A 24,714-nucleotide genomic window follows, 5' to 3' on the forward strand; every position below is an offset into this window, starting at 1 on the left:
TCGAGCCAGGGGTATGGTCGGTATTCTCCTTCACAGCCCCCCGGGAGGCAGAGGGGTGCCGGCAATCTCGCCGACACTCCCTGGTCGCCCGCCGTCATTCGCCCCGGCACAGCTCTCGCCGTCTCACCGGGGGGCTTCAGACGCTTGCGGAGCCGCCTCACGCAGGTACTGCCTCGCCCACGGTGACCGCTCCATCAGCTCACGGCCCCGCTCTGCCCTCATGTCCAGCTCCGCCAGCGCCCTTTCAGTGGCGAAGCCTGAGACGAAGACGCGGTTGATCGTGGCAATCTTCCGAGGCAGGGACTCGTAGTCCTGCCGGGTCATCAGGTCGACTCCGGTGTAGGCCGCGACCCAGGCAAAGCACCACTCTTCAGGCCGTGCCCCCGGCTTGATCTCTTCCCGAAGTTTGGCCTGGACGAGCAGCTTCTCGACCGCGGGGATGTACTGGGTCCAGAGGTAGCCGTACGTCTTCTCCAGGTCCTGGTCCGTTCCCAGCCTCGCCGCCGCCTTGACCACCGGCACCCGCGGGGTGAGCCAGGCCAGCAGAATCGACGCGTCGACGACCGCCTGCAAGGGACCTACCTGTGGCGGTGTGTCATCCATTGCAAAGCCTTCGATGACGACCGCGACAGCGATTGCCTCCTTCGTCTTGAAATGGTGGTAGAGACCGCCCTTCGTCAGTCCGGTCCGGTCCATGATGTCCTGCATCGACGTCTGCGAATACCCCATGTCGGCGAACAAACTCGCCGCCACGTCGAGGATCTCGGCACGCTTGGATTCCCGCACTGTCACGCCCTTCATCCTGGACAGGCGCCTCGTCGACCAAGGACGCGGCCGCCCACCACCCTGTACTCATCGCGGTGCCCGATGCCTCTGTCGGCCACAAGCGCAGCGACGGTAACCGCACGATCACCGCGCCCACTATCGCTCCGTTGATTTCGCCTCCCTGGCGTGGAAGGGTCCTGCCCATCCAACCAGTCTTGCGGTCGGTTTCGCAGTCACTGCCAGCGGTGGATGACGGCAAGCCAGTACAGGCAGTCGGTTCCCAGGGCGGATCTGCACAGATGTGGACGTGTGATCGGGCTCGGCGGAAGCCCCGCGTCCCGGATGACATCTCCATGCCGATGCGGTCGCTCACGGCGGACCGCTGGTAGACCCCCCACGTGGCTTCGACCTCAACGTGAGCGTCGCTCGCAAACAGCGGGGCCAGTCGGTCCTTCTGCTTGTCGGTGAGCAGGTCAGCGCCGGTGTGGAGGGTTCGCCGTGCGGTATAGAGCGGGTCGCTCCTGCGTCCGCGGCGCCTGTGGGTCCATGACCGCGACCGCGTCGGGCAGGTCCTCGCTGGCTGCGGTCTTGCACCCGGTGAAACCGTCCATCGCGACGACCTCGACGCGGTGCACCAGGACTCTTCGCGTTCGGCGAGCCAGGCCTTGAAAGCCTGCTTGGAGCGGCCTTCGACCATGCCGAGCAGCAGGGCAGGGCCGGTGCCGTCACGGTTGTCGGTCAGGTCAATGATCACGGTGACGTACTTGTCGCCACGCCCGGTGTGGCGCCACACGTGCTCGCCGACGCCGATCGCGGTGACGTCGTCGAACCGGCCGGTGTCGTCGATGAGGACGCGCTTTCCCTCGGCCAGGACGGCGTCGTTGGCGGTGTTCCACGCGACCCCGAGCCCTTCGGTGACACGCGCGACGGTGAGGTGCCGGCAGACGATGGCTTCAAGCGCCCACCGCAGCCCGCGGCGCGAGAGCTTCGCCCGCGGCTCAGCCGCCTTGGTGGTGTCTTGCCGCCACACATGCCCACAGTCGCTGCAGCGGTAGCGTCGGATCGTGACGTGAAGGATCGTGACGCGAAGGATCGTGGGCCGCCAGCCTAGTGGCTCGTGCGCCAGTCGCCGGGTCACGGTGTCACACGGTGTGCCTTCGCAACCGCAGCGGCGGCACCACTGACCGGACTCGACGACCCGGCACGCGAGAACCGCACGATCCGAGGCGAGCCGCTGACCGGTGACTTTGAGCGCGAGTTCGTCAAGGCGGCAGAACGTATTCATGTCAGCGCGGGCGAAGCCCGCCTCAGGGGTAGCGTCGTGCAACGTCGAGGTCTTCCGGATGGGCTTGGTGCAGGAACCCCCTTCTGATCTGAAGTCATCCAGGGGAGGGCGAATCGTTCCGCTTTGGCCCTGGTCGCGCGAAGGTGACCGGGGCGGAACGTGAACGGTGGCTTCGGTCGTGGCTTGGGGGCCGTTCAGCTCCGGGGCATTCAGCGGCCGATGTCGTCCAGTTCGGCCACGTCCTCATGAGAGAGGGAGAGTCCCGCGCCAGTGATGTTCTCGCGCAGGTGCGCCGTCGATGACGTGCCGGGGATGAGCAGGATGTTCGGTGATCGCTGCAGCAGCCAGGCCAGTGCGACCGACATCGGTGTCGCCTCCGATCGAGCGGCGACCGCCGAGAGCGCCGAGGACTGAAGCGGGGTGAAGCCCCCGAGGGGGAAGAAGGGCACGTACGCGACGCCGTCGGCGGCGAGCCGGTCGATGAGCTTGTCGTCGTGGCGGTGGGCGAGGTTGTACATGTTCTGCACGCACACGACCGGCGCGATGCCCTGCGCCTCGGTGACCTGCTCCGAGGTGGCGTTGCTGAGTCCGAGGTGGCGGATCAGGCCCTGCTGCTGGAGTTCGACGAGCGTCTCGAACGCCTCGGCGAGCGAGCCGGGCTGGGGACCTTCGGCGTTGCCGAGCCGGAGGTTGACCAGGTCGAGTACGTCGAGCCGGAGGGACGTGAGGTTGTCTTGGACCTGGCGGCGCAGATCTTCGGGTCGCCGGGCCGGAGGCCAGCCACCCTGTTCGTCGCGGGTCGCGCCCACCTTGGTCACGATGTGCAGCGACTCGGGATAGGGGTGCAGCGCCTCATAGATCAACTCGTTGGTGACGCGCGGCCCGTAGGCGTCACTGGTGTCGATGTGGGAGATACCGAGGTCGACCGCTTCACGCAGAACGGCCAGGGCACCCTCGCGATCGGCGGGCGGCCCCATGACCCACGGGCCGGCCAGTTGCATGGCGCCGTAGCCGAACCGGGTGACGGTCAGGTCCCCCAGAGTCCAGGTGCCGCCGGGAAGAGAGAGGGAGGGTGTGCTCATCGTGTTGCCTTTCGTCGTGCACTTGGGGGTGGCGCCTGCTGCCTCCCTGCATCAGCATTGGAGAGAAACTTCCTGTCGGGAAGTAGGCACTCTGGAGTGCGTAACCCACCCATGGGTGAGAGGTGCGATCAGTGACGACGATGAAGGCGGCCCAGAAGAGGGCTCAGGCCAAGGTGGAGTACAACGCGTTCCTGGCAGGGTGCCCCAGTCGGCAGCTGCTCGACCGAATCTCGGACAAGTGGGTCGTCCTGATCCTGTGCGCGCTGGGCGGCGACAACAGCCCTGGCCAGCCCGGTGAAGCACACGCAGACGCCCCGAAGGCGATGCGTTACTCCGAGATCCATCGTCTTCTGGCCGGGGTCAGCCAGAAGATGCTGACCCAGACGCTACGCTCGCTGGAGCACGATGGTCTGCTCACCCGTACCGTGACGCCAACCGTCCCTGTCACCGTCTCCTACGAGCTGACCGACCTCGGCCTCTCCCTCCACCACATGACGCGCGGGCTCAGAAACTGGGCGCAGACGCACATGGCCGAGGTCCTTACAAACCGCGAGAACTACGACTCTCGCACCTCCTGACGAGGACAGCGCCACGCTCGCCTGCGGGAATTCCTCCAGGATCAGCCCGCTCACCCGGTCGAAGAGCGAACGGTGACCTGGCGCCATGGAGTCGACGTACTCCTGCACAGAGACCATGCGACCCCTTGTGGTCCTCCCGCGAACACCGCTGCTGCGGGCTCGCTACCTCGCGCCCGACCGTCGCGGCTTCAGGGCAGGGCCGTGCTGCACCAGCGGCCTGCTCCCGACCGTCAGGCGGCTGACCAGGGAAGATAGAGAATTGGGACGGGAGTATCTAGGGTCAGCACGTGGCTTTCATCATGGTGTGTGAAGACGACGCGGCGGTCCGCGGCGTCCTCAAGCGCGCCCTGGAGCACGACGGCCACACCGTCTCCGTCGCCGCCACGGCCGACAGCCTGCTGCGGCAGCTCGCACCGGCGCCCCATCTGGTCGTCCTGGATCTCGGGCTCCCCGACGCCGACGGCCGCGACGTCTGCCTGGCCCTGCGGGCTCGCGGCGTCGACGCGCCGGTGTTGATGCTTACCGCCTTGGACGGCCTGCATCACAAGGTGGGCGGCTTCGAGGCCGGCGCCGACGACTACATGACCAAACCCTTCGACATCCCGGAACTGCTGGTCCGCGTCCGGGCGCTGCTGCGCCGGGCCACCGTGGCGCCCGCACCGCGCGAGGTCGTCCTCGATCCGGCGAAGCACGTGGTGGCCTACGATTCGATGAGCATGAGCCTGACCCCGACCGAGTTCCGGCTGCTGGGCCGCCTGATCGCCTCGCAGGGCGACGCGGTACGCCGCCACGCCCTCATCGCTGCCGGCTGGCCGCACGGGGCGCAGGTCAGCGACAACACCCTCGACTCCTATGTGCGCCGGCTGCGGGCCAAGCTCGGTCCGCTGGGTGTGGCCGAGCGTCTGGCAACCGTCCGCGGCGTGGGCTACCGATGGCAGTGACGGGATTCCGTAAGCGGGTCGTCGCACTCACCGTGCTGATCGCCACCGCCGTGGTGGCGATACTGGTCGTGGTCTCGCACGTGCTGCTGAGCCGGGTGACGGACGCCGACGCGCGAGATCTGGCGCGTACTCGTGCCGAGGCGGTCGCGGCGAACGTTACCGCCAAAGGCGGCCGTGTCGTACTGACGGAGAACGGCAGCGAGGCGCTGGACGAGGTCGCGTGGGTGTATGCCGACGGCCGCCTGATCGACGGGAACGTGCCGCCGAGCGTGGTCGATCGCGTCGAGGAGCTGGCGGGCTCGGGGCGATCACAGACCGCGTCGGTCGGCGATTACCTCCTGTACGCGCGGCAGGTCCCGATCGACGGCCACCACGTCATGGTGATCGTCCGGGTGGACCTCACGCCCTACGAGACATCCGAGCAGCGCAGCCTGACCTTGTCCCTGATACTGGGCGGCCTCACGATCCTCCTCGCCGGTGGTGTCGCACACCTCGTGGTGCGCCGCGCGCTGCGGGTCGTGCACGAGATGGCCGCCCTCGCCGACGACTGGGGCCATCACGAACCCGGGCGCCGCTTCAACCTCGGGGTGCCCCGCGACGAGTTCGGGGAACTGGGGCGAACCCTGGACCATCTCCTGGAGCGCGTCGACAACGCGCTGGCGGACGAGCGCCGGCTCACCGATGAGATCGCCCACGAGCTGCGGACACCGCTCACGGTGCTGCGGGCCGAGGCGCAGCTGGCGCAGCTGTCCGGCGAGCCGGTGCCGCCGGAGGCGGTGCTGAGCGAGGTGGACCGCCTCGATGCGGCGATCACGACGATTCTGCGCGCCGCGCGCGCACGGACGGACAAGGGGACCCGGTGCGATCTGCGCTCCGCCGCGCGGCAGGCGATCGCCGGCCGCGCGGTCGAGGTCGCCTTTCCCGCGAAGGTCGAGGTCGCCGTGGCGGCCGACGTCGCCGTGTCGCTACTGTCGCCCCTCCTGGAGAACGGCCTGCGGCATGCGCGGTCGCGTGTGTGGATCACCGCGCGCAACCAGGGCGAGGCCATCGTGGTCGATGTCCTGGACGACGGTCCCGGATTCGATCCCGCGGACGTCGAGCGGGTCTTTGAAGCGGGTGTGACCGGCGGCGACGGGTACGGGCTGGGGCTGCCGGTGGTCCGGCGCATCGCCGCCTCGGCCGGTGCGGAGGTCCGCGCGATCGCGGACGGCCGCGGTCACGTCGAGGTGACGCTCCCGGCCGCCCGTGCAACCACGTAGTCAGGTTACGTGCAGATTCCCCGCGTAAACCTCCCCGCATGACAACGACAACGGAAGCACGCACGCGCAGCGGGCGGCTCATGCTCAACAAGGTCCCCGAGGTCACCATCTGGTTCTGGGTGATCAAGGTCCTGTGCACGACCGTCGGTGAGAGCTTCGCCGACTGGATCAACATGAAGCTGGGCGTCGGCCTGGTGAACACGGCCTGGATCTTCACCGCGGTGTTCGTGGTGGTCCTGGCCGTCCAGCTGCGGCTGAAGCGGTACGTTCCGTTCCCCTACTGGCTGACCGTCGTCGTTGTCAGCGTCACGGGCACCCTGTACACCGACATCCTGACCGACCAGCTGAACGTGCCGCTGTGGATCAGTTCCGCGGTCTTCTCGGTGCTGCTCGCGGTGGTCTTCGGTGTGTGGTGGGTGCGTGAGCGCACGCTGTCGATCCACTCGGTCACGACGCTGCCGCGTGAGTCGTTCTACTGGCTCGCCGTTCTCGTCACCTTCGCGCTCGGCACCGCGACCGGCGACTGGACTCTGGAGCTGACCGGCTGGAGCCCGGGCGTCTCCGTGTTGCTGCCGCTCGGCCTCATCGCGGCGATCACGGTGCTGTGGAAGTTCGGCGCGAACCCGGTGCTGTCCTTCTGGCTCGCCTACATCCTGACCCGCCCGCTGGGCGCGAACATCGGCGACTGGCTCGCTTCCCCCAAGGTCGCCCAGACCCCGGGCGACCCGACCGGTCTCGCGCTGGGCACGTTCACCACCAGCCTGATCTTCCTCGGCCTGATCCTGGCGACGGTGGTCTACCTGACGGTGACGCGCTCGGACGTGACCGAGACCCACGAGGCGACCCACGCCGCACCGGCCACCAGCAACCCGCGCAAGGAGCGCACCGCGCTGGCCGGCTTCGGACTGCTGGCCGTCGCCACCGCGGGCCTGCTGGTCTGGGCCCACGGCCAGCCGCACGTCGGCCCGGCGCCGGAAACCGACAACACCTCCGCCGTCCAGATGGCTCCCGGCCAGGCGGTGAAGAAGTTCCCGCCCGCCAAGGTCGCCGCGCTGAAGACCCTCGCCTCCACCTCGCTCAAGGACGCCCGCTCGGGCAACGCGAAGGGCGCGCACACGGCCGCCCAGTCGCTGCGCGACCTGTGGGATGCCGACCAGGCATCGTTGCAGCCGCTGGACAACACCGGCTGGACCTCCATCGACGCCCAGATGGACAAGGTGCTGGGGACCTTCGGCATCGACCACTCGAACCCGCCGATGCCGCCCGCCCAGCAGGAGAAGGAACTGAACGCCCTCCTGACGGACATGGGCTGACAGACCGCACAGCCCGTCGGCCGGCCCACCCGGCCGACGGGCTCAGTGTGCCGAGGCGGCGCAGAGAACCGCGCTTCCTCGGCACACGCCGGCGAGCTGCGGACACCGCAGTGCGGCCGGGTCCGCCTGCGGCAGCCGGGCATGTCCGCAGACTCTCGTGGGGCGGTCGCTGACCGGATGGAGTCGGCCGAATGGCTCCAGACCCTACTGCGCGAACAGGCAGGGGCCGGTCAACTCTTCGTACGCCCCATCTCTCTAGCCGCAGCGCTCGAGGCGGTAGCCATGCCCTCGGAGCGTGGTGATGTGAGGCAACCGGCAAGGGCGGCCGGACTCCTCGGCGGCCTGGGTGAGACGTCGGCGCAGGCCGGCCATGGTGACGTCCAGGGTCTTGGTGGGGCCGAACCAGTTCTCGTCCCACACCTGTGCCATCAGCGTTTCTCGCGAGACGGCGATGCCGGGGTTCCCGGCGAGCAGGGCGAGCAGGTCGAATTCTTTCGGCCGCAAGGCGATCTCCGTGTCGTGAAGGGTGCAGCGGCGGGACGTGGTGTCGATGACCAGGTCGCCGAGCCTTAGTGGGGGCTGCGGCTGCGACGTGCTGTTCTGTCGGCGCAGGTGGGCGCGGAGGCGGGCCAGCAGGACGGTGAGGCTGAAGGGCTTGACCAGGTAGTCGTCGGCTCCTGCGTCCAGGCCGGCGATGACGTCCATGTCGTCGGTGCGAGCGGTGAGGATCACGATCAGCAGGTCGGGGAAGCGGACGCGCAGGGTGCGGGCGAGGTCCAGTCCGTCGAGGTCGGGCAGGCCGAGGTCCAGGAGAACGGCGTCGTAGGCGGTTCGGTCCGTCTCCGCCAGGGCCGAGGCGCCGGTGCGGCTCCAGGCGGGGGCGTAGCCGTTGACGCGCAGGCCGGTTTCCAGGTGGCGTCCGATGGTGTCGTCGTCCTCGACGACCAGGATGTGCAGGCGGCTGCGGTCCGGTGCGGCAGGCGTGCCCATGGCAACAGAGTAGACAGGTAGCTCCCCCGCAGGCGGGCTCACAGGTCGCGGAGTTCCTCGACCGCGGGGCGCCGGGCACCGCGGATGCCGTTCAGGGCTGCGGCCAGTACGGCGATCAAGGCGGCCAGTCCGGTCAGGGTCAGGTAGACGCCGGGCACCGCCAGGGCGGCGGGCGGCGGGTCGAACACGCCGGTGAGTACCTTGACCAGCATCTCCGACAGCGCCCATCCGATGACGGCACCCCCGGCCAGGCCGCCTGCGGCCAGCAGGAGGGCCTCGGTGAGGACCATGCCGCGCAGCTGGCCTGTGCGTGCGCCGAGGACGGTGGCGATGGCGAAGGTCCGGCGGCGTTCGGCGAGCCCGAGGGCGAGGACCAGTCCCCCGGCTCCGGCGGCCAGCAGGACCGCGAAGGCGAGCTCGATTCGGGTGAGTCCGGCCAGGTCGACGGAGGTCAGGCTGGTGCCGACGGTGCCGCGGGTCTGGGTGAGGTCGCTGACGGTGGCGCTGGTGCCGAGCTGCGAGCGCAGGCGCGTGGCGATCTGCTTCTGGTGGGTGCCGCCGGTGTCGAGGAGGAAGGCGCCGACCGCATCGCTGCCGGTCGCCTTGGCGATGTAGGAGGCGTTGGCGACGAAGAAGCTGTCCTTCGGTGCCGTGGGGAACTCCTTGGCGATGCCGGCGTAGTGGAAGGGGACCGTGCGCAGGGTCTTGGTGCGGGCGTCCTGGATGCGCAGGTTGACGGTGTCGCCGGGGGAGAGCTGGAAGTCGTTGACGGTCTCGACGCTGACCAGCAGGTTGTCCGGGCGCTGGGCCAGCTTGCGCATGAGCTGCTGGGCGGTGCCGCCGGCAAAGTAGGCGTCCTGGAGTGAGGTGGCCCTGGCGATGGTGTCGGGGCGGACGCCGTAGAGGTCCTGCAGGTCGGAGCCGACGTAGGCGAAGCGGTGCTGGAGGGGTTCGACGTGCCGTACGCCGGAGATCTTCAGGGCGGATCCGGCGCCGGGTGGGACACGGGCACCGGGTGGTTCGGTGACGGTGACGTCGGCGCCGTTGGTCAGGCGGGCGTCGACCTCGGCCTGCTGGCGGTATGTGGCGTTGAAGACGGCGGTGGAGAGCGCGAAGGACACGGCGAGGGCGAGCAGCACGACCGAGCGGGCCAGAGGGCGGCGGCGCCGGGAGAGGGTGGCGGCGGTGGTGCCGGCGAGGCTCGCGGTCAGCGGGCGGGCCAGCCGGGCCATGGCGGGACGGCCGTGGGTGAGGGCGAGGAGGGTGAGCCGCCACAGCAGCAGCGCGGCGCCGATCCACAGCAGGGCAGGGCCGAGGAAGGCCCAGTACGACACGGAGATGCTGGGCACGCCTTCCGGGGCGAGGACCAACGCGTACTGGTTGCCGGAGGAGGCGCGGAAGACCAGCCAGGAGCCGATCAGGAGGGCGAAGTCCAGGCCGTACCGCATCCACCACGGGTTCCGGGTGCTGCGGGAGCCGGACTCCTTGCGGGTTTCCGCGACGGTCACCGTGTGCAGGTCACGCAGGGCCGGGACGAGGACGGCTCCCGCGGCGACGGCGGCGCCGAGGACGAATGCAGTGCCGTACCAGGCGGCCCAGGTGCCCGCGCCCGCTCCGAAGGAGGCGGCACCGAAGGCGAGGCGGCCGGTCAGTGCGGCGACGCCCAGTCCGGCCAGGCCGCCGGCGAGACCGATCAGCGCCGCTTCCAACCCGGCGAGGGCGGTGATCTGGCGGGGGCGCAGGCCGCGCAGCCGTAGCAGGCCCTGCTCCTGGCGGCGCCGCTCGCCGCCGGCGGAGGCGACCGCGGCGGTCAGGGCGGCGGCCAGGACCGCGCCGGGGACGCCGAGGAAGAGGAAGAGGATCTGGGCGTACAGGGCGTCCTGGCGGGCGGAGTCGAGGGCGGCGCCGACGTTGTTGCCGACCAGTGCGGCGCCCGCGGAGCGGGCCTCCAGGTTGTGGGCCGCGCGGGTGACCGCGGTGAAGGCGGCGGCTGGGTCGGAGGGCAGGCGGGCGTCGTCGCGGGCCACGTGGATCTGGGTGGTGACCGCAGAGGCACCCCGGGTCAGTGCGGCGAACCTGGCGGCGGGCAGCAGGACCACGTTGTCCGGGGGTGCGGTCGGCTGGGACTGGCTGGGTGCGCCGACGGTTTGGAAGAGGGAGTCGGCCTGGGGCAGGTCGACGACGCCGTCCACCTTCACCTGCCTCGGCCCGATGCCGGGAAGGTTGATGCCGATGGTGTCGCCGGGAGCAGCGTGCAGGTTGGAGGCGGTCTGCTGGGCCAGCAGGACGCCGCTCGGGGAGCCGGACAGAGTGCGGATCGCGTCGGGGAAGAGGGCGCGGTAGCCGTCGGGCAGGCCGAGGGCCATACCGGGACCGGTGGTCTGGGTGCTGCCCTGGACGCGGGCAGAGAAGCCGGTGGTGTGGGCGAAGCCGACGGGCAGGGCGGCGCGGGTTCCCGGCGCCTTGCGGACCAGGGACATCACCGCGCCGGGGTTGGCACCAGGCTGTACCTGGACCTGCCAGTCGACGGCGACCGAGCGCACGGCGCGCTGGGTCATGGTCGCCTTGGACTCGGTGAGGAAGGAGCCCAGCGCGGCGACGAGGGCGACCGCGAGGGCGATGCCGGCCAGGGCGGCCAGCAGACGTCCGGTGCGGTGGCGGGCCAGGCCGGACGCCCACGAGATGATCATGACACTTCCTCGGGTGCGAGCAGCCGGCCGTCGCGCATGGCGCGCCGGGTGGTGAGCCGGGTGGCGACAGCGGGATCGTGGGTGGTGACGACGAGGGCCGCGCCCGCCTGGTCGGCGGCGGTGAGGAGAGCGTCGAGGACACGGCCACCAGTGGCGTGGTCCAGGCGGCCGGTGGGCTCGTCGGCGAGGATCAGGCGCGGCGACTGGGCCAGCACCCGGGCCACGGCGACCCGCTGGGCCTGACCACCGGAGATCTCCTCGGGCAGCCGGTCCGCCAGGTCGGCCGCGCCCACCAGCGCGAGCGCCGCGAGGGCGGCCCGGCGGGCCTCTTGCTCCGTCCGGTCGGCGAGGACCAGGGGCAGCGCGGCGTTCTCGACCACGTTGAGCGCGGGGATCAGGCTGTCGCCCTGGAAGACGAGACCGATGTCGTACGGTCCCAGGGAGGCGGCCCGGGTCACCGTGCCGCTGGTGGGTTGCTCGAGCCCGGCCAGCAGATGCAGCAGCGAGCTCTTACCCGACCCGGAGGGGCCGACGACGGCGAGCCGATCGCCGGACCCAATCTCCAGGTCAGCGCCGTGTACGGCCACGACCGCCTGTGTGCCCCTGCCGAAGGTGAGAGCCACGTCGGTGCAGGTCACGAGCGCTTCATCCCGTGACATCGGGCACCCCCTGCGCCGCGGGGCAGGCGGCGTCGGTGGCCCTGCCGTCCTCCAGCGTGATCACCCGGTCCGCGCTCCGGACGACTTCCGCGCTGTGCGTCACGATCAGCACCGCGCACCCCTGTGCGGCCCGCTCTCGCAGCATGCCGAGGACCACTCGCTCGGTCTCTCCGTCGAGTTCGCCGGTCGGCTCGTCGGCCAGCAGGACAGCGGGCGCGTTGGCCAGCGCCACGGCCAGCCCGGCCCGGGCCAGCTCGCCACCGGACAGCTGCCGGGGCAGCGCATGCATCCGCTCGCCGAGGCCCACCTGGGTCAGCAGCTCCCTGGCCGAGGTGACGGGTTTGCGGGCCGCGGCGCGCTGCGGCAGGCGGACGTTGTCCCGCACGCTCAAATGCGGCAGGAGATTGCGGGTCTGCAGCAGCACGCCGATGTGCCGGGCACGCAGCCGGGCCCGCTCGGTCTCGGGCCGGTGGCTGATCCGTACTCCGTCCACGCGGACCTCGCCGCCCGAGGGCTCGTCGAGCCCGGCCAGGCACGCCAGCAGGGTGGACTTGCCGGATCCCGACGGTCCCACGACCGCCACCGTCTCGCCCCGCCCGACCCGCAGCGACACCCCGCGCAGCGCGAGCGTCTCCTCCTCGCCGGCCCGGTAGAAGCGGTACAGCTCACGAGCAGCCAGCACCGGCTCGGACGCCATCGTGCTCACCGCCAGGCGAAGGAGTCGCTGATGATCCGCCACGGGTCGACGTTGTCGGCGTTGACCGGGCCGGACAAGGTCAGATCCACCTCGTGGCCCGACTTGTAGAAGGCATACCGCTCGAACCCGTCGCGCACCACCTTGCCCGTGACCGGGTCCTTCGCCGAGTCACCCTGATAGGTCAACTGGACGACACGGCCCGCGTGCCGAGACACCTCCGACACCTTCGGCGCGGCGAACTTCGGCACCTGGGAGCGCAGCTTGGGGACAACCGTCTTGGTGACCGAGTCGACCGTGGGCGCGGTGGACGCGGGGACCGCCGTGATCCTCACGGTGTTCAACTTGTCGGTGAACACCGTGCTGCCTCCCTGCTCGGTACGGGCCCAGCCTTCAGGCACCTTCACCGTGAAACCGGTGAAGGATCCGCCTGTCGGCCGGTAGACGACGTACACCTGGTTGTCGGGGATGTCACCGGGCGGATTGGACTCGGTGGGAGCGGGTGCCGGGTTGTTCTGCCCGTTTCCGACGCGTGCCGGGGAAGCCGGCGGTGATGACGTCGTCGAACCGGAACCGGAGTGCGAGCCGGAACCGGAACAGCCCGCGGTCACCGCCGCGACGAGCACCAGCCCGACTGCCGCGGACGTCCGTGCGTGTGCTGCCATCACCACTGCCCTCCAAGGAATCCCCCGGACCGGACGGTCATGGCACCCACGCTAGGAAGCGGCCGATTAACGCCCTGCTCGCCGAGGGTTAGACGACGGCAAAAGCGTGCGCCTCGCCCCGCGCGCCCGGCCGAGCCGCCGCATGATGAGGGCATGAGACAGCGCGTGGTGCGAGTCGCCCTCACCGCCGCGTTGGTCGCCGTGGTCCTGCTCGCCGTTCCCCTGGCCCTGGCCATCAGGTCCTCCCTGTACGCCGGGCAGCGGGACACCCTGGAACGCGCGGCCCTCGCCGCGGCCGTACGGGTGAGCCCCGACTATGCGACCGGTGATCCGGTGGAACTGCCCAGGGCGCCGGCAGGGGGGCATCTGGGCCTGTACGACCCGCAGCAGGCCAAACGCGCGGGCAGCGGCCCCCGGACGGCGGACGCGCCGGTCCACCGCGCCTTTGGCGGAGAGGTGGTCCGGGGGCGGTCGGGCGGCGACCTGGTCGCCGCCGTACCGGTCTCCCACGCCGAGCATGTGATCGGCGTGGTCCGCGCGTCCTCCCCCGCTGACGCCGTACGCGACCGGGTCCTGGCCGCGTGGGCCGTGCTACTGAGCGTGACCGTAGTCGCGCTGACCATCGCGGTGCTGGTCGCCCGTTGGCAGGCTCGGGCGCTGGCCGCCCCGTTGGAGGATCTGTCCCGCCACTGTCGGGCCGTCGCCGAAGGGGACCTGAATGCGCGGGCGGCCCCCAGCAACATCGCCGAGATCGATCAGGTGGCCCGCACGCACAACACCATGCTGCACAGCCTGTCCGAACTCCTCTGCCGGGAACGGGATTTCGCCGCCAACGCCTCGCACCAGTTGCGTACTCCGCTCACCGGCCTGCAACTCGCCCTGGAATCGGGTCTCGCCCAGGACGACGACGCCCGTCTACGACCCGTGCTGACCGAGGCACTGGCCACCGCCCATCGCCTCCACCACACCGTGGAGGAAGTGCTGCGCCTGTCCCGCTCCCCGGACCGGCCCCGCCCGGCCGCCGGGGACATCGCGGTGGCACACCTCCTTCAGGAGACGCAGGAGCACTGGCACGGCCTGTTCGCCGCCGACGGCAGACGCCTGGAGTGCGGCACACATGACGCACCCGCGGATGTCCTGGTCCCCAGCGGCCCCGTTTCGGAGGTGCTCGGCGTCCTGCTGGACAATGCGCGGGTGCACGGACGCGGAACCGTGCGACTGGTAGTGCGGGACCTGAACGACGCCCTCGCCTTCGACGTGAGCGACGAGGGAGCCGCGGAGGGCGAGCCAGCGCAGCTGTTCGACCGCGGACACACCGGCGACGGCCACGGGACGGGCATCGGCCTCGCCCTCGCTGCCGAACTGGCCCACTCCATCGGCGGCCGACTCTCCCTCACCAGAAGGGCTCCGGCCACGTTCACCCTCCTCGTCCCGGTCCGCGGGGCCGGCTCCGAAGGCAACGCACCGGCCTGCAGATGAATGCCTCTCTCCGACATGCTCGGCTCCGGGGTGTGGCTTGTTCGCCTGCCCTTGTGTCGAGCCGGTCCGATGGGCCCGGACCCACGACGGCCACCCGGCACAGACGGTGGACCTGTGATACCGCCGGGCTTGACAGTCCCGCGGCCGTGCCCTCGCCGGAGCGGGCCTTCCCGACGGGAGGCCGCTCCGGCATTGCCGACCGATGCCGACGTGCGTGCACGATGCGTGAGCGGACTGTCCGGCACAAGCCACCATGAGCCGGATGAAGCACACAGCCGCGTGACGCTGACCAGGTGAGACAGCATCACGCGGCAGCACCACGCACGACCCGGCAAGGATTCGATCCCACAGCGGGGGCCGCAGGTTCGAATCCTGCCGTGGGCACAGAGAGAAGGGCCGGCACAGGAGGGGCTTTCTCCCAGGCTGGCCGTTCGCCATTTCGGGGGTCGTCCCACAGGCTGCCCACTACGGGCCCGCAGGGTCCTTCTCGGAGGGGCCGGAGGCCGCTGCCCCACCGTCCCGGATCATGGCATCGGGCCGGTCGGCGATGGCCCGATCCCAGTCGCTGGTCATGCTGATAGATCAGCGCGGTGCGCGAGCTGCTGGGCCCATGCGGGTCATCAGCTCGCATGTGGTGGCGTCGGCTGTGGAGGCGAGCGTATGCCCCGTGTGCCAAAGTCGTGGAAGTGCAGCTCTGCCGTGTACGAGTTCGAAGAAGCGTCCAACGCCAGTGTCAGACCCACCCGGCAGAATTCGTTGGGTGCAGGCGCCGACTATCTACCGCCTGTTCGGCGACAAGGACGGCCTGCTCGAGGCGGTGGCGGAACACGGCTACGCCACCTTCCTCGCGGCCAGGCAACCGGTCCGCGAGGACCTGGACCCGGTCGAGGAACTGGACCCGGTCGAGGAACTGCGCGCGGGCTGGGACCTCAGTGTCGAGTTCGGACTCGCCAACCCCGCGCTTGTACGTCCTGATGTACGGCGAACCCAAACGCGGCACGACGTCGGCAGCCTTCCAGGCCGGCATGGAAATCCTGATGGGGCGCATCCGCCGCCTCGCCGCCGGCGGCTGGCTACGCATCGACGAGAAACCCGCGGCCGCCATCATCCACGCCACCGCGCGCGGGGCGGTGCTGACCTGGCTCTCTCTGCCCGAGGACGAGCGCGACCCGGCTCTGCTCACCGCCATGCGCGAGTCGATGGTCGCCGCCGTCACCCACCAGCAGCCTGGCGTGCAAGGCGCAGGTCCGGCCGATGCCGCCCGGACCCTGCGCGCTCTGCTGCCTGAGCAGACGGCGCTGAGCGGCGCCGAGCAACACCTCCTGGGCGAGTGGCTCGACCGCCTGTCATCGGATGGTTAGCCCTCAACTGGCGCGCCAGCCGGGATGCTTGCGGTCCGTGCACAAGCCCGGCCAGGTCACGGGCCCAGCCGCGGCGACGGCCTGCCCCTCCAACAGGCAGGGGTTACGACACCTGTGTACTCACTCAGGTGTGGCTCCGTCCGCTGTTCTCCCGAGCAGGCACCAAGGCACCGAGGACGATGCTGGTGTCCCGCAGGTCTTCGGGGAGATGAGCCGCCGGCCCCACGCCTGCGACCACGCCCAGCTTTTGGAGTTGGCTCCAGCTGAGGCCGAACTCGCCGCTCAGCTGGGCACCCTTCACGAGGGCGAGCAGGAACAGCATGTGCGCATCCAGCGGGCTCTCGCCGTGGCAGACGGCCTGCAGGTGGCCGATCAGCGCATCGCGGACGCGTGAGTTCGGGTGGTAGCGCGGCCTCTTGAGAATCGTGCTGTGTCCGGGGCTCAGCAGACCGTGCTCGACAAGGGCGTTGCGGTGCAGTACAAGGGCCGCGTGGAAGCGTCGTCGGAGCCACCGGTGAACAGGCACGGGCTTCCGGGCAGCCGCGCGTTCGCGTTCGAGTTCCGTCACCAACTCATCGCCCCAGGCAAGGCCTGTGGGATCGGTGTGCAGCAGTTCGATCCTGCTGTTCAGGTGGTAGACGTCGAGACCGCATACCTTGGACTTCTTCCGCGGCGGGGTGAGCAGCGTTCGGCGCAGCGCGAGTTCACCGAGTTCGGCCACCGCACAGCCCGTCGCCGTCTGCCGGACCTCGTGCACGTTGCCGGAGCGCCGGTACGAGAGCAGGACGAACTCCTCGGGCAGCGACAGGTAGCGTGTGCTCGATATATCGATCATCAGGCCCTACCGTTTCGTGGCAGCGTGGACACGGGACTCTACGGGCCGTACGAATCCCACGACAGCGTCAGTGAACTGACCGGGCACGCGTCATGGACCAGCTCACCGTCCCTGGAATGGTGGCAACCCGGCAGTCCGGGATCCGTCCGGCCATCTCTTTGATCCGGGGTCCTGCGGAACCAGGTCGTCCCGCGTGCGTTCGACGGAGTACCGGGTCGCTCGACCGGTGGCTGCGCAGGTCGACCGCGTACATGGTTGTCGCCGCCCGTCGAACCTGCTCAGCATGCTGCGGGACGGTCGGCCCCCAACGCTTGTCGTGTGGCGGTGGTGAGGACCGTGAGGGCGTCCGGGGCGGCGTGGGCGGTGCGCCAGGCAATCACGTGGTCGGGGCGGACCAGCAGGGCGCCGTGGTCGCCGATGCCGCAGGTGTCGGTGGGGGGTGCAATTGCGGGGGCGATCCGGCGGGGCAGGAGTGCCGTGTCGAGGAAGGCGCCGTGCGGATCCAGCTCGCGTGCGGCTCGGGTCCAGGGGCGTCCTTCGGGGCCGGCGAGCATCAGGTAGCGGCCGGCGCGGACCAGGTCGAGCGTGGAGCGGGGCCCGTCCTTGCCGGGGAGGAGCACGTGCGGCAGCCGGGTGCCGGGTTCGCCGTGCCAGCGGTACGGTTCGTCGGCCGTCGGCAGGCCGGCGACCGTGTCGTCGCCGGGTATGGGGTAGCGGTAGCCGATGGCCACTGCCGCCTCGCTGAGCAGTGGGCGGTCCTCGATCGGGACCTGGGCGCGGTCGCGGGCGCGCAGTAGCGCCTGTTCCACGGTGATCCGGCCCACTGCGCGGCGCTCGGGTTCGTAGTCCTCCAGAAGCCTCGGGTCGGCGTGGCCTCGCAGGACCGAGACCAGTTTGGTGGTGAGGTTCCACGCGTCCTGGATGCCGGTGTTGGCGCCGAATCCGCCGGTCGGCGGGGTGACATGGACCGCGTCGCCGAGCAGGAAGATGCGGCCGGCGCGATAGGAGTCGGCCAGCCAGCCGCCCATCTGCCAGGGCCGGTGTCCCGTGAGCGTGAAGTGCGATGGCGGCAGGCCGAGCGCGCGAGAGACGATGCCACGGCGGCGCTGGTCGTCGAACGTTGCTGGATCCGTGGTTTCGGGGTCGTAAGTCACCGACACCGTCCCGCGGTCCTGTGCCGTGTTCCAGCTCAGGAACGCGTGCTCGGCGGGCCCGTGAAGGCCAGGGCGAGCCGGCGCCCGTCGAGCACGTGGCGCAGGTCGGCTTCGAAGCCGATCTCCATGATGTGCGCGACCGCATCGGTGCCGCTGCGGCCGATGCCCAGGCGCTCGCGGATGGCGCTGCCGTTTCCGTCCGCGGCCAGCAGGTAGTCGGCAGACACGGTGTAGGTGGCGCCGTCGACGCCACGGATCCGGGCCACGACGTGGTCGTCGTGGCGACGCAGTTCGAGAAGGCGGTGGCCGAGGCGCAGGTCGGCGCCGGCAGCACGGGCGTGCGCGCGGACTACCTCCTCCAGATCGGCCTGTTTGACGAATGCGCTGGGGCAGGGTGAGACGCTGCTGAAGTCCTCTGCGGCCGGCAGCCGCCAGCGCCGCAACTCCGGCCCGTTGAGTGAGGCGACCACCGCGGCGTGGTCGGCCGGCGGGAATCGGTGCTGGACGGCGTAGACGTCCTGGTCGGCGCCGACCGAGCGGTATGCCTCCATCGTGCGCGGATAGAACAGCTTGGCGCGCGGCCTGGTCGAGACAGCGGAGTGCTTCTCGACCAGGACGGGGGTGATGCCCCGGGCCGCGAGAAACAGCGCGGCCGAAGCCCCGACGATGCTGCCGCCCACGATCAGGACGGGGACACGGGCGGCCGGCGGTGGAGCGGCAGCGGCCGAAGCAGGCTTGGTGCCGACTCCGGTGGCCGGAACGGTGGGACCGGGCAGGGACACGGGAACTCCCAAAAGAAACAGAACAGGTCTGTTCCATTATTGCCTCAGGGCGGCACCCAAACGCAACAGGGTTGTATCGTTACCGGGGTGACCACGGAACTCCCCGGCCGCCGCGGGGGCCGCCAGCGTGACCCCGCCACCGACTCGGCCATCATCGACGCGGTCCTCGACATGGTCGCCGCCGGCGCCACCCTCACCGGCCTGTCGCTGGTGACCATCGCCAAGCAGGCCGGCGTCTCGCGCAACAGCGTCTACCGGCGCTGGAAGACCAAGGACGAGCTCTACCTCGACGTCCTGGAGGCGATCAACAAACGGCGGCCCTCGCCCACCGGCGCCGACACCCGCGGCGACCTCGCGCTCCTGCTGCAGGCCCTGGCCGAGCGCGTCGCCGACAAACGGGCCAGCAGCATGCTGCGCGCCCTCAACGCCGAGGCCGCAACCTTCCCCAGGCTGCACAGCCGCTACTTCGAGGAGATCGTCACCCCCCGCCGGGAAGCGATGAACCGTGTCCTACGACGTGGCGTAGAACGAGGAGAGATCCGCCCCGACGTCGACCCCGACCTGATCTCCGAGCTCCTCGTCTCCCCCCTCCTCGCCCGCATGGCATCGGGCAGCACCGACCAGCTCGACCCGGAACAGGCAAGCCGGCGGATCATCGACCTCGTGCTCGACGGTGCGGCGCCCGCACCGAACTGACGGAAAATCAAGCGGACTGGGACAGCCCCGACACGCCGAAACAGCCACCAGGGCATGGCCCGTGACGCCGCCATCGGCGCCAGCCACACCGAGTTGCCTTGAACGCAGGGTTCGTGGTCTCGGAAAAGGGCTCCCCTGACACGAAGCTGAGCCCGCCGTCCCTCCTCCGCGGCGATGTTGTCGACGGTAACCCACTGCTGGACGATGAGTTTGCGCGTGACTGTCCTGCCGGTACGGGGGATGGTGCGGCCACGCTGACCGCATCTGCCCCTGAGACGGAGCCGCCACGCCGGTCTCGACATCCCGGCCGCATCTTTCGTCGAGAGCCTCCAGCCCCCAGCCGGGAGGGCACCCGGGTCAAGGCCGTTCAAACGCTGATACTCATGCGGTTGCAAGAGCCTCAGTGGGTGACCGTTCTCCGTGGGCACCCACCGAGCCTTCTGCCACATGCGCAGCCCGTCTCTCGGGGTGGGGCTGTCCCCCGTCCGTTCTCGGGGGCGTGCACCGTCGCGGTCGTCTCTGCGGACGACGAGGCTTGGGACGTCGAAATCTTTCGACACATCGAGGTCGCCGACGGTCGGCCTGAACCTCCTCCTCCACTCTCGCGGAAGGAACCCCCATGCCCAATCCCACCGCACGGCGTCGGCGACGACGGCACGCGACGCTCGCCCTGGCATCCATCGCAGTCGCGGCCTGTGGTCTCACCTCCTGCGACGCAACCACTGCGAAGAACGCGCAATCGGCTACAACCGCGCCCCGGACCAGTGCAACGGCATCCTCGGCGTCCCCAACGGCAACGACCGCCGCCCAGCCCTCACTTCACATGATCACGAACCGCGGTCACAGGCTGGCGTTCTATGTCACACCTGGCCATGGCCCGGCCATCGTCCTCGACGCCGGCGGAGGTCTCGACGCGTCGTACTGGAAGAAGATCGTGCCCGTCCTCGCGAAGCAGACCAGGTCCGAGATCATCACCTACGACCGCACCGGGGAAGGCAGGAGCAGCGACGTACCCGGGCCATGGAGGGCACAGAACGCCGCCTCCGACCTCGCGGCCGGCCTGACGCAGCTGGGAGTCACCAAGAACGTGGTCCTGGTCTCCCACTCCCTCGCCGGGGAGATCGCGACATACTTCGTCAGGCAGCACCCGCATTGGATCGCCGGCGCCGTCCTCGTGGACGCCAGCCTCCCCGAGTTCTACACCGACGGCGAGACCGCCAAGCTGGTGGCCGGGAACGAGCAGCAGATCGCAGCGCTCAAGAAGAAGCCACAGACCCGGGCGACCCGCCAGCTCCTCGCCGAGGCCGACCACTACGGGCCCGTACACCGCGCCTACCACAAGCTGTCCTGGCCCCAGAGCGTGCCCGCCACCGCGATCGTGTCCGCCAAGACTCCCTTCCCCACACCCGTCGACGCCCAATTGTGGCGACAAGCCCAGCAGGAGTTCGTCAGCGCAGCACCCAACCGCCGCCTGGTCGTGGCGGACCGCAGCTCTCACGACATCCCGATCGACCGGCCCGACGTCGTCATCAAGACGATCGAGGACATGGCGAACCAGGTCCGCTAAGCAGGCGCGCAGGTGGTCAGGGCCGACGGCGCTGTGCGCAAGGGCCTGGCGAAGTGGTGGGCGGGGCGCGAAGTACCGCGGAGAAACCTCATGGCCCGCATCAACTAGTAGTACTTCGTTACGTTGAGTGATTTCGGCTCGACGTGGGCAGCTTCCCGGAGTGAGGTTGGGGGAAGTGGGCCGGCTCCCGGGGGAGTTGGTCGAGTTCGTTGCCGATGTGTTCGGGTCGTTACCGCGGCGGGATCAGCGGCGGTGGGGCGAATGCTTTCTACGGGGCCTGATGCTCGACGGCCGGCGCAAGTCGATCCAGCCGATGGCCGAGCGACTGCCGGACGGGAACATGCAGGCCCTGCAGCAGTTCGTGAACCAGTCGCCGTGGGATCCACTGCCGGTCAGGCAGCGGATCGCCGAGCGGCTGTCCGGAGTCATCAGGCCCGAGGTGTGGGTGATCGGCGACGTGTCGTTCCCCAAGTGCGGCAAGGCGTCGGTCGGGGTGGCCCGCCAGTACTGCGGAGCGGTCGGCAAACGGGCGAACTGCCAGGTCGCGGTCAGTGGCCATGCCGCCACCGACACCGCCTCGTGCCCGTTGGAGTGGCGGTTGTATCTGCCGCGTGAGTGGACGGACCAGCCTGGCCGATGCCGCAGGGCAGGAGTCCCCGACGACGTGGTGCACCGGGAGAAGTGGCGTCTCGCGCTCGGCATCCTGGACACACTCACCGCGTGGCAGTTGGAGGCGCCGGTCGTGGTCGCCGACGCCGGCCACGGAGTCAGCACCCCGTTCCGGCTCGGTCTCGAGGAGCGAGGGCTGTCCTATGTCCCGGCCCTGAACGGGAAGGAAGTCGCCCACCCGGAGGATGTCGAGCCGCACCAGCCTGCTTATGGCGGGCTCGGACCACCCGCCCTTCCCCGCTACCGCACCCCACCGCGAGCCGTCTCCGTCCTGGCAGCGGAGGCGGGTGCGGAACGGTTCACCGAGGTGACCTGGAGGCAGGGCAGCAAAGGCGCGATGCCCTCACGGTTCGCGGTGCTGACAGTGCGGCCCGCGGGCAAGGAGGCGGGCGGCGGCCGCAACCGGTGGGACGGCGTCCTGCCCGTCCAGACACTCCTCGTCGAGTGGCCGGACGGCCAGGACACTCCGACGGACTACTGGATATCGAACCTGCCCGCCGCCACACCGGCCGCTGACCTGGTGCGGTGGGCCAAGATGCGCTGGCGGATCGAGCACGATTACCGCGAGCTTGGTCCTTGGGTGGGGACGGGGCGGGCGGACGTATCCGCGCCGAGGCCCATCCCTATTGCGGCGACCCTCGCCACTCCGGCTGACCGGCTGGAGTGGCCCCGGTGCTGCCGTCCCAATAACTCGGTCCCGAAGCCGCGTGCCTGGCAGACGTCCTTGGCATCCAGGCCGTCGTAACCCTTCGAAAAGGGCTCCACGCTCGGTCCGGGGTGTGTCAGGCCAGCTGCGCGGGAGAGTGCAGCACCGGGGTGAGGGCCGGGGTCTTGGGGGTGTGGGGGTAGGCGGCTGTTCGGTGCTGGAAGGAGAGAATCTTTGGGTTCAGGACGACGCCGTCGCGGATCTCGATGGCCTTTCTGACCGTGGGGTCGGCCTCCCAGACCGCGGGGCCGCTCATGACCTTGCGCAGGTACGGCAGGAGTGCCTCGCTGATTTCCCACGTGGCCGAGTTCCACAGGTGGGACGGGCTGTGATCCACTGCGTAGTAGTGGCAGCCCGTCCCCACCGTGGGCATCGGCTCGCCGAAGGTGGTGGGACGGGCCCACGCGAAGCCCATGCCTTCGTCGCAGGCGACGTCGATGAAGAAGGTCCCCGGCCGGAACAGGGTGAGTTCCTCTTCGGTGACGAACATGAGCGGCGCGTCGGTGTCCTGCAAGACGCAGTTGACGATGATGTCGAACCCGGCCAGGTACTCCGCCAGCGGCAGGGAACCGCCCGCGGTGAATGCGTGCAGGCGCGACGAATCGCGCTCCTGCTGTGCGAAGTGGCCCATCACGACCGACGGCATGGGCGAGGCCACCGCTGCCGCTGCGCGCTGGGTGAGCACCGTGACGTCGGAGACCCCCATGGCGCCCAGGCCGGTGACCGCGCCGCGCGCTGTGGCGCCGAAGCTGATGACCACAGCACGCAGACGCCGCCCGTAGCTGCCGGTCAGCCCGCCGAGCTGCAGAGCGTGCAGCACCGAGCAGTAGCCCGCGAGCTCGTTGTTCTTGTGGAACACATGGACGCTGAAGGCGCCCGTGGACGTCCAGTGGTTCATAGCGTCCCAGGCGATGAGTGTCAGCCGCCCGTCGATGGCGAGCTGGGTCAGCTCCTCGTCCTGCACACAGTGCGGCCATCCCCACAGCACCTGGCCCTCACGCAGCGCGGCAATGTCGTCGTGCATGGGTTTGGGCAGCAGCAACACGTCGCACTCGGCGAGGAGTTGCTCGCGGGAGCGCAAACCCGCCACGAGCGGTCCGAGCGTGTCGTCAGCGACGCCGAACCGTTCGCCGTAGCCCTGTTCCAGGAATATCCTCCCGCGTACGTCCGGCGCGATCCGGTCGAGGTGAGCAGGGTGCAACGGCAGGCGGAACTCGTTCTCCTTGCGGGAGGAGGCGAGGACTCCGAGACTCATCAGGCTCATACGCTTCCTCATCATTTCGTTTCGCTGCGCTCTCGGCGTGCGTGGTGTGGCTGCCGGATGTCCGGGTCAGAAGCCGTCGGCCCGGTGCCTGCGGATGCGCTCGTCCAGCGGGAGGGGCGTTTCGTCCAGACCGTCGACCGACCCGGTCGCCATGCGTGCACACGTCCCGTGGCAGGCGAGGAGCTGCCCGTCGTCGCGGTGGGAAACCACCACCGCCTCCGGGTCGGGTGCGTTGCGGTAGTCGGTGCCGCAGATGAGGCAGGCCAGTCCGGAGAGCATCTCCGCGGTCGGTTCGGGACGGTCCCGGCGGCGGCCGGAGATCGAGTCCTGTGAATACATGTGTCCCGCATCCTCTAGATCGGTTCGAAGTCGTGCTGATCGGTCCAGCCATGCTGCGGGCCATCGTGCGCGAGATGTCCTGGTGCCCCGGGCAGCCCGGAAGCCGGGAACTCCGCTACCGCGCTGCGCGGGACCGGATACGGACGACGGCGTGACGGTGCGGGCCAAGAGGCATGTCGCGGCTCATTTCCGGCCGGATCCGATGTACGCCGGCCTTTGCCGTTTGTCCGAGGGCTACGCCGAAACTGATGACGGCGTGCGAGGTGCCCTCGGTGCCGCAACCGTACTCCCTCTCCGGAGTCGACGCGTGCCGGATCCCGGACCCCGGAGCCGACCCGCTCGGGCGTCACCGAACTCTTCCCGGCTCGTGCGGGAACCTTCCCGGCGCTCCGGTCGTTGTGGGCAGTGGTTGTAGTTGAAGTTTGCGAACGTGGAAACGCCCGCGGAGTTCTTGACAGCGGGCGTTTCGTCGTTTCGGGGTTTTCTTCGACGGCCGGCGACCAACAGCCCGGGATCGCGTGATCGCGCACATTCCGCCCCAGCCGCCATCTCGAAGGAGACATCACATGGCTCAAGGAACAGTGAAGTGGTTCAACGCGGAGAAGGGTTTCGGTTTCATCGCCCCTGATGAGGCCGGTGCCGACGTCTTCGTCCACCAGTCGGCGATCGACACCGACGGCTTCCGCTCCCTGAAGGAGAACCAGCGGGTGGAGTTCACCGCAAGCCAGGGCCCCAAGGGCATGCAAGCCGACCAGGTCCACGTGCTCTGAGGCCACCGTTCCCGAGGCAGGCCCGCACCGTGGGCCTGCCTCGGGCGGCTTCCGCAAGACTCCCGACGTGTGCGGCATCCTGCACCCCGCCCCTCGTCGCCTTGGGCAGCGCCGTACCTCCCGAAGGAAACACTGTGACCACTGACGTCAGCCACCGGAGCCCCGATCCCG

At 69.7% G+C, this 24,714-nt stretch carries 22 protein-coding genes and 1 pseudogene; 10 read left to right on the forward strand and 13 right to left on the reverse strand.

What is annotated here, in order from left to right; genetic code table 11:
- Positions 1-123: 123 nt before the first annotated feature.
- The 3 genes and pseudogenes from BFF78_RS07530 to BFF78_RS07535 form a co-directional block, all read right to left on the reverse strand.
- On the reverse strand, positions 124-792 hold the full coding sequence (locus BFF78_RS07530) for a TetR/AcrR family transcriptional regulator (protein WP_227025747.1): 669 nt from the start codon (positions 790-792) through the stop codon (positions 124-126).
- Between the two features lie 334 nt (positions 793-1,126).
- Positions 1,127-2,050 (reverse strand): annotated as a pseudogene (locus tag BFF78_RS42815) (transposase); the annotation flags it as partial.
- 209 nt (positions 2,051-2,259) lie between these two features.
- Positions 2,260-3,132 (reverse strand): aldo/keto reductase family oxidoreductase, encoded by an 873-nt coding sequence (locus BFF78_RS07535; RefSeq protein WP_069777573.1) that lies wholly within the window; start codon positions 3,130-3,132, stop codon positions 2,260-2,262.
- Between the two features lie 140 nt (positions 3,133-3,272).
- Here BFF78_RS07535 and BFF78_RS07540 point away from each other — a divergent pair, with 140 nt between their 5' ends.
- The 4 genes from BFF78_RS07540 to BFF78_RS07555 all read left to right on the forward strand — a co-directional run bounded on the left by BFF78_RS07540 (position 3,273) and on the right by BFF78_RS07555 (position 7,223).
- Positions 3,273-3,710 carry a winged helix-turn-helix transcriptional regulator gene (locus BFF78_RS07540; RefSeq protein ID WP_418346748.1) on the forward strand — a complete coding sequence of 146 codons (438 nt, stop codon included), beginning with the start codon at positions 3,273-3,275 and terminating at the stop codon, positions 3,708-3,710.
- A 287-nt stretch (positions 3,711-3,997) separates the two neighbouring features.
- The gene (locus BFF78_RS07545) at positions 3,998-4,651 is read left to right on the forward strand and encodes a response regulator transcription factor (RefSeq protein ID WP_069777575.1); all 654 of its coding nucleotides are present in this window, start codon (positions 3,998-4,000) and stop codon (positions 4,649-4,651) included.
- Positions 4,642-5,910 (forward strand): sensor histidine kinase, encoded by a 1,269-nt coding sequence (locus BFF78_RS07550; RefSeq protein WP_069777576.1) that lies wholly within the window; start codon positions 4,642-4,644, stop codon positions 5,908-5,910. Before BFF78_RS07545 ends, BFF78_RS07550 begins: the two co-directional genes overlap by 10 nt.
- 38 nt (positions 5,911-5,948) lie before the next feature.
- Complete coding sequence (locus BFF78_RS07555) at positions 5,949-7,223, forward strand: COG4705 family protein (RefSeq protein ID WP_069777577.1); 1,275 nt, start codon at positions 5,949-5,951, stop codon at positions 7,221-7,223.
- Between the two features lie 255 nt (positions 7,224-7,478).
- Here BFF78_RS07555 and BFF78_RS07560 read toward each other — a convergent pair whose 3' ends face one another.
- The 5 genes from BFF78_RS07560 to BFF78_RS07580 are packed head-to-tail and all read right to left on the reverse strand — an operon-like array spanning position 7,479 to position 12,921.
- Complete coding sequence (locus tag BFF78_RS07560) at positions 7,479-8,213, reverse strand: response regulator transcription factor (RefSeq protein WP_069777578.1); 735 nt, start codon at positions 8,211-8,213, stop codon at positions 7,479-7,481.
- Positions 8,214-8,251: 38 nt separating this feature from the next.
- Entirely contained in the window at positions 8,252-10,903 is a 2,652-nt protein-coding gene (locus tag BFF78_RS07565) for an ABC transporter permease (protein ID WP_069777579.1), read from the reverse strand.
- Positions 10,900-11,562: an ABC transporter ATP-binding protein gene (locus BFF78_RS07570; protein ID WP_069777580.1), complete on the reverse strand. Its 663-nt coding sequence runs from the start codon at positions 11,560-11,562 to the stop codon at positions 10,900-10,902. Before BFF78_RS07570 ends, BFF78_RS07565 begins: the two co-directional genes overlap by 4 nt.
- Positions 11,549-12,259 (reverse strand): ABC transporter ATP-binding protein, encoded by a 711-nt coding sequence (locus BFF78_RS07575; RefSeq protein ID WP_069783443.1) that lies wholly within the window; start codon positions 12,257-12,259, stop codon positions 11,549-11,551. Before BFF78_RS07575 ends, BFF78_RS07570 begins: the two co-directional genes overlap by 14 nt.
- 5 nt (positions 12,260-12,264) lie before the next feature.
- Positions 12,265-12,921, reverse strand: coding sequence for a hypothetical protein (locus tag BFF78_RS07580; RefSeq protein WP_069777581.1), 657 nt, complete (start codon positions 12,919-12,921; stop codon positions 12,265-12,267).
- Between the two features lie 153 nt (positions 12,922-13,074).
- Here BFF78_RS07580 and BFF78_RS07585 point away from each other — a divergent pair, with 153 nt between their 5' ends.
- Positions 13,075-14,400, forward strand: a complete 1,326-nt coding sequence (locus tag BFF78_RS07585; RefSeq protein WP_069777582.1) for a sensor histidine kinase — start codon at positions 13,075-13,077, stop codon at positions 14,398-14,400.
- Between the two features lie 962 nt (positions 14,401-15,362).
- Positions 15,363-15,761, forward strand: coding sequence for a hypothetical protein (locus tag BFF78_RS07590; protein WP_335755312.1), 399 nt, complete (start codon positions 15,363-15,365; stop codon positions 15,759-15,761).
- A 124-nt stretch (positions 15,762-15,885) separates the two neighbouring features.
- Here the strand turns inward: BFF78_RS07590 and BFF78_RS07595 are convergent, their stop codons facing one another.
- The 3 genes from BFF78_RS07595 to BFF78_RS49215 all read right to left on the reverse strand — a co-directional run bounded on the left by BFF78_RS07595 (position 15,886) and on the right by BFF78_RS49215 (position 18,532).
- Positions 15,886-16,596, reverse strand: a complete 711-nt coding sequence (locus tag BFF78_RS07595) for a GPP34 family phosphoprotein (RefSeq protein WP_069777583.1) — start codon at positions 16,594-16,596, stop codon at positions 15,886-15,888.
- Between the two features lie 278 nt (positions 16,597-16,874).
- Positions 16,875-17,750 carry an FAD-dependent monooxygenase gene (locus tag BFF78_RS49210; RefSeq protein ID WP_250637883.1) on the reverse strand — a complete coding sequence of 292 codons (876 nt, stop codon included), beginning with the start codon at positions 17,748-17,750 and terminating at the stop codon, positions 16,875-16,877.
- Positions 17,751-17,785: 35 nt separating this feature from the next.
- The gene (locus tag BFF78_RS49215; protein WP_250637884.1) at positions 17,786-18,532 is read right to left on the reverse strand and encodes an FAD-dependent monooxygenase; all 747 of its coding nucleotides are present in this window, start codon (positions 18,530-18,532) and stop codon (positions 17,786-17,788) included.
- A gap of 87 nt (positions 18,533-18,619) precedes the next feature.
- Here BFF78_RS49215 and BFF78_RS07605 point away from each other — a divergent pair, with 87 nt between their 5' ends.
- From BFF78_RS07605 to BFF78_RS07615, 3 genes are all read left to right on the forward strand, one after another.
- A complete protein-coding gene (locus BFF78_RS07605; RefSeq protein WP_069777584.1) occupies positions 18,620-19,228 on the forward strand; it encodes a TetR/AcrR family transcriptional regulator in 609 nt (202 codons plus the stop codon).
- 823 nt (positions 19,229-20,051) lie between these two features.
- On the forward strand, positions 20,052-20,795 hold the full coding sequence (locus tag BFF78_RS07610) for an alpha/beta fold hydrolase (RefSeq protein WP_227025748.1): 744 nt from the start codon (positions 20,052-20,054) through the stop codon (positions 20,793-20,795).
- 160 nt (positions 20,796-20,955) lie between these two features.
- Entirely contained in the window at positions 20,956-22,209 is a 1,254-nt protein-coding gene (locus BFF78_RS07615; protein ID WP_472573252.1) for an IS701 family transposase, read from the forward strand.
- A gap of 37 nt (positions 22,210-22,246) precedes the next feature.
- On the opposite strand, the gene BFF78_RS07620 is transcribed toward BFF78_RS07615, so the two are convergent.
- Together BFF78_RS07620 and BFF78_RS07625 are read right to left on the reverse strand one after the other, a co-directional pair.
- Positions 22,247-23,434 carry a N(5)-(carboxyethyl)ornithine synthase gene (locus tag BFF78_RS07620; protein ID WP_069777586.1) on the reverse strand — a complete coding sequence of 396 codons (1,188 nt, stop codon included), beginning with the start codon at positions 23,432-23,434 and terminating at the stop codon, positions 22,247-22,249.
- A 66-nt stretch (positions 23,435-23,500) separates the two neighbouring features.
- Positions 23,501-23,773 (reverse strand): hypothetical protein, encoded by a 273-nt coding sequence (locus BFF78_RS07625; RefSeq protein ID WP_069777587.1) that lies wholly within the window; start codon positions 23,771-23,773, stop codon positions 23,501-23,503.
- Between the two features lie 566 nt (positions 23,774-24,339).
- Here BFF78_RS07625 and BFF78_RS07630 point away from each other — a divergent pair.
- Complete coding sequence (locus BFF78_RS07630; RefSeq protein ID WP_069777588.1) at positions 24,340-24,543, forward strand: cold-shock protein; 204 nt, start codon at positions 24,340-24,342, stop codon at positions 24,541-24,543.
- Positions 24,544-24,714: the final 171 nt, after the last annotated feature.

Source organism: Streptomyces fodineus (assembly GCF_001735805.1).
Lineage (GTDB): Bacteria > Actinomycetota > Actinomycetes > Streptomycetales > Streptomycetaceae > Streptomyces > Streptomyces fodineus.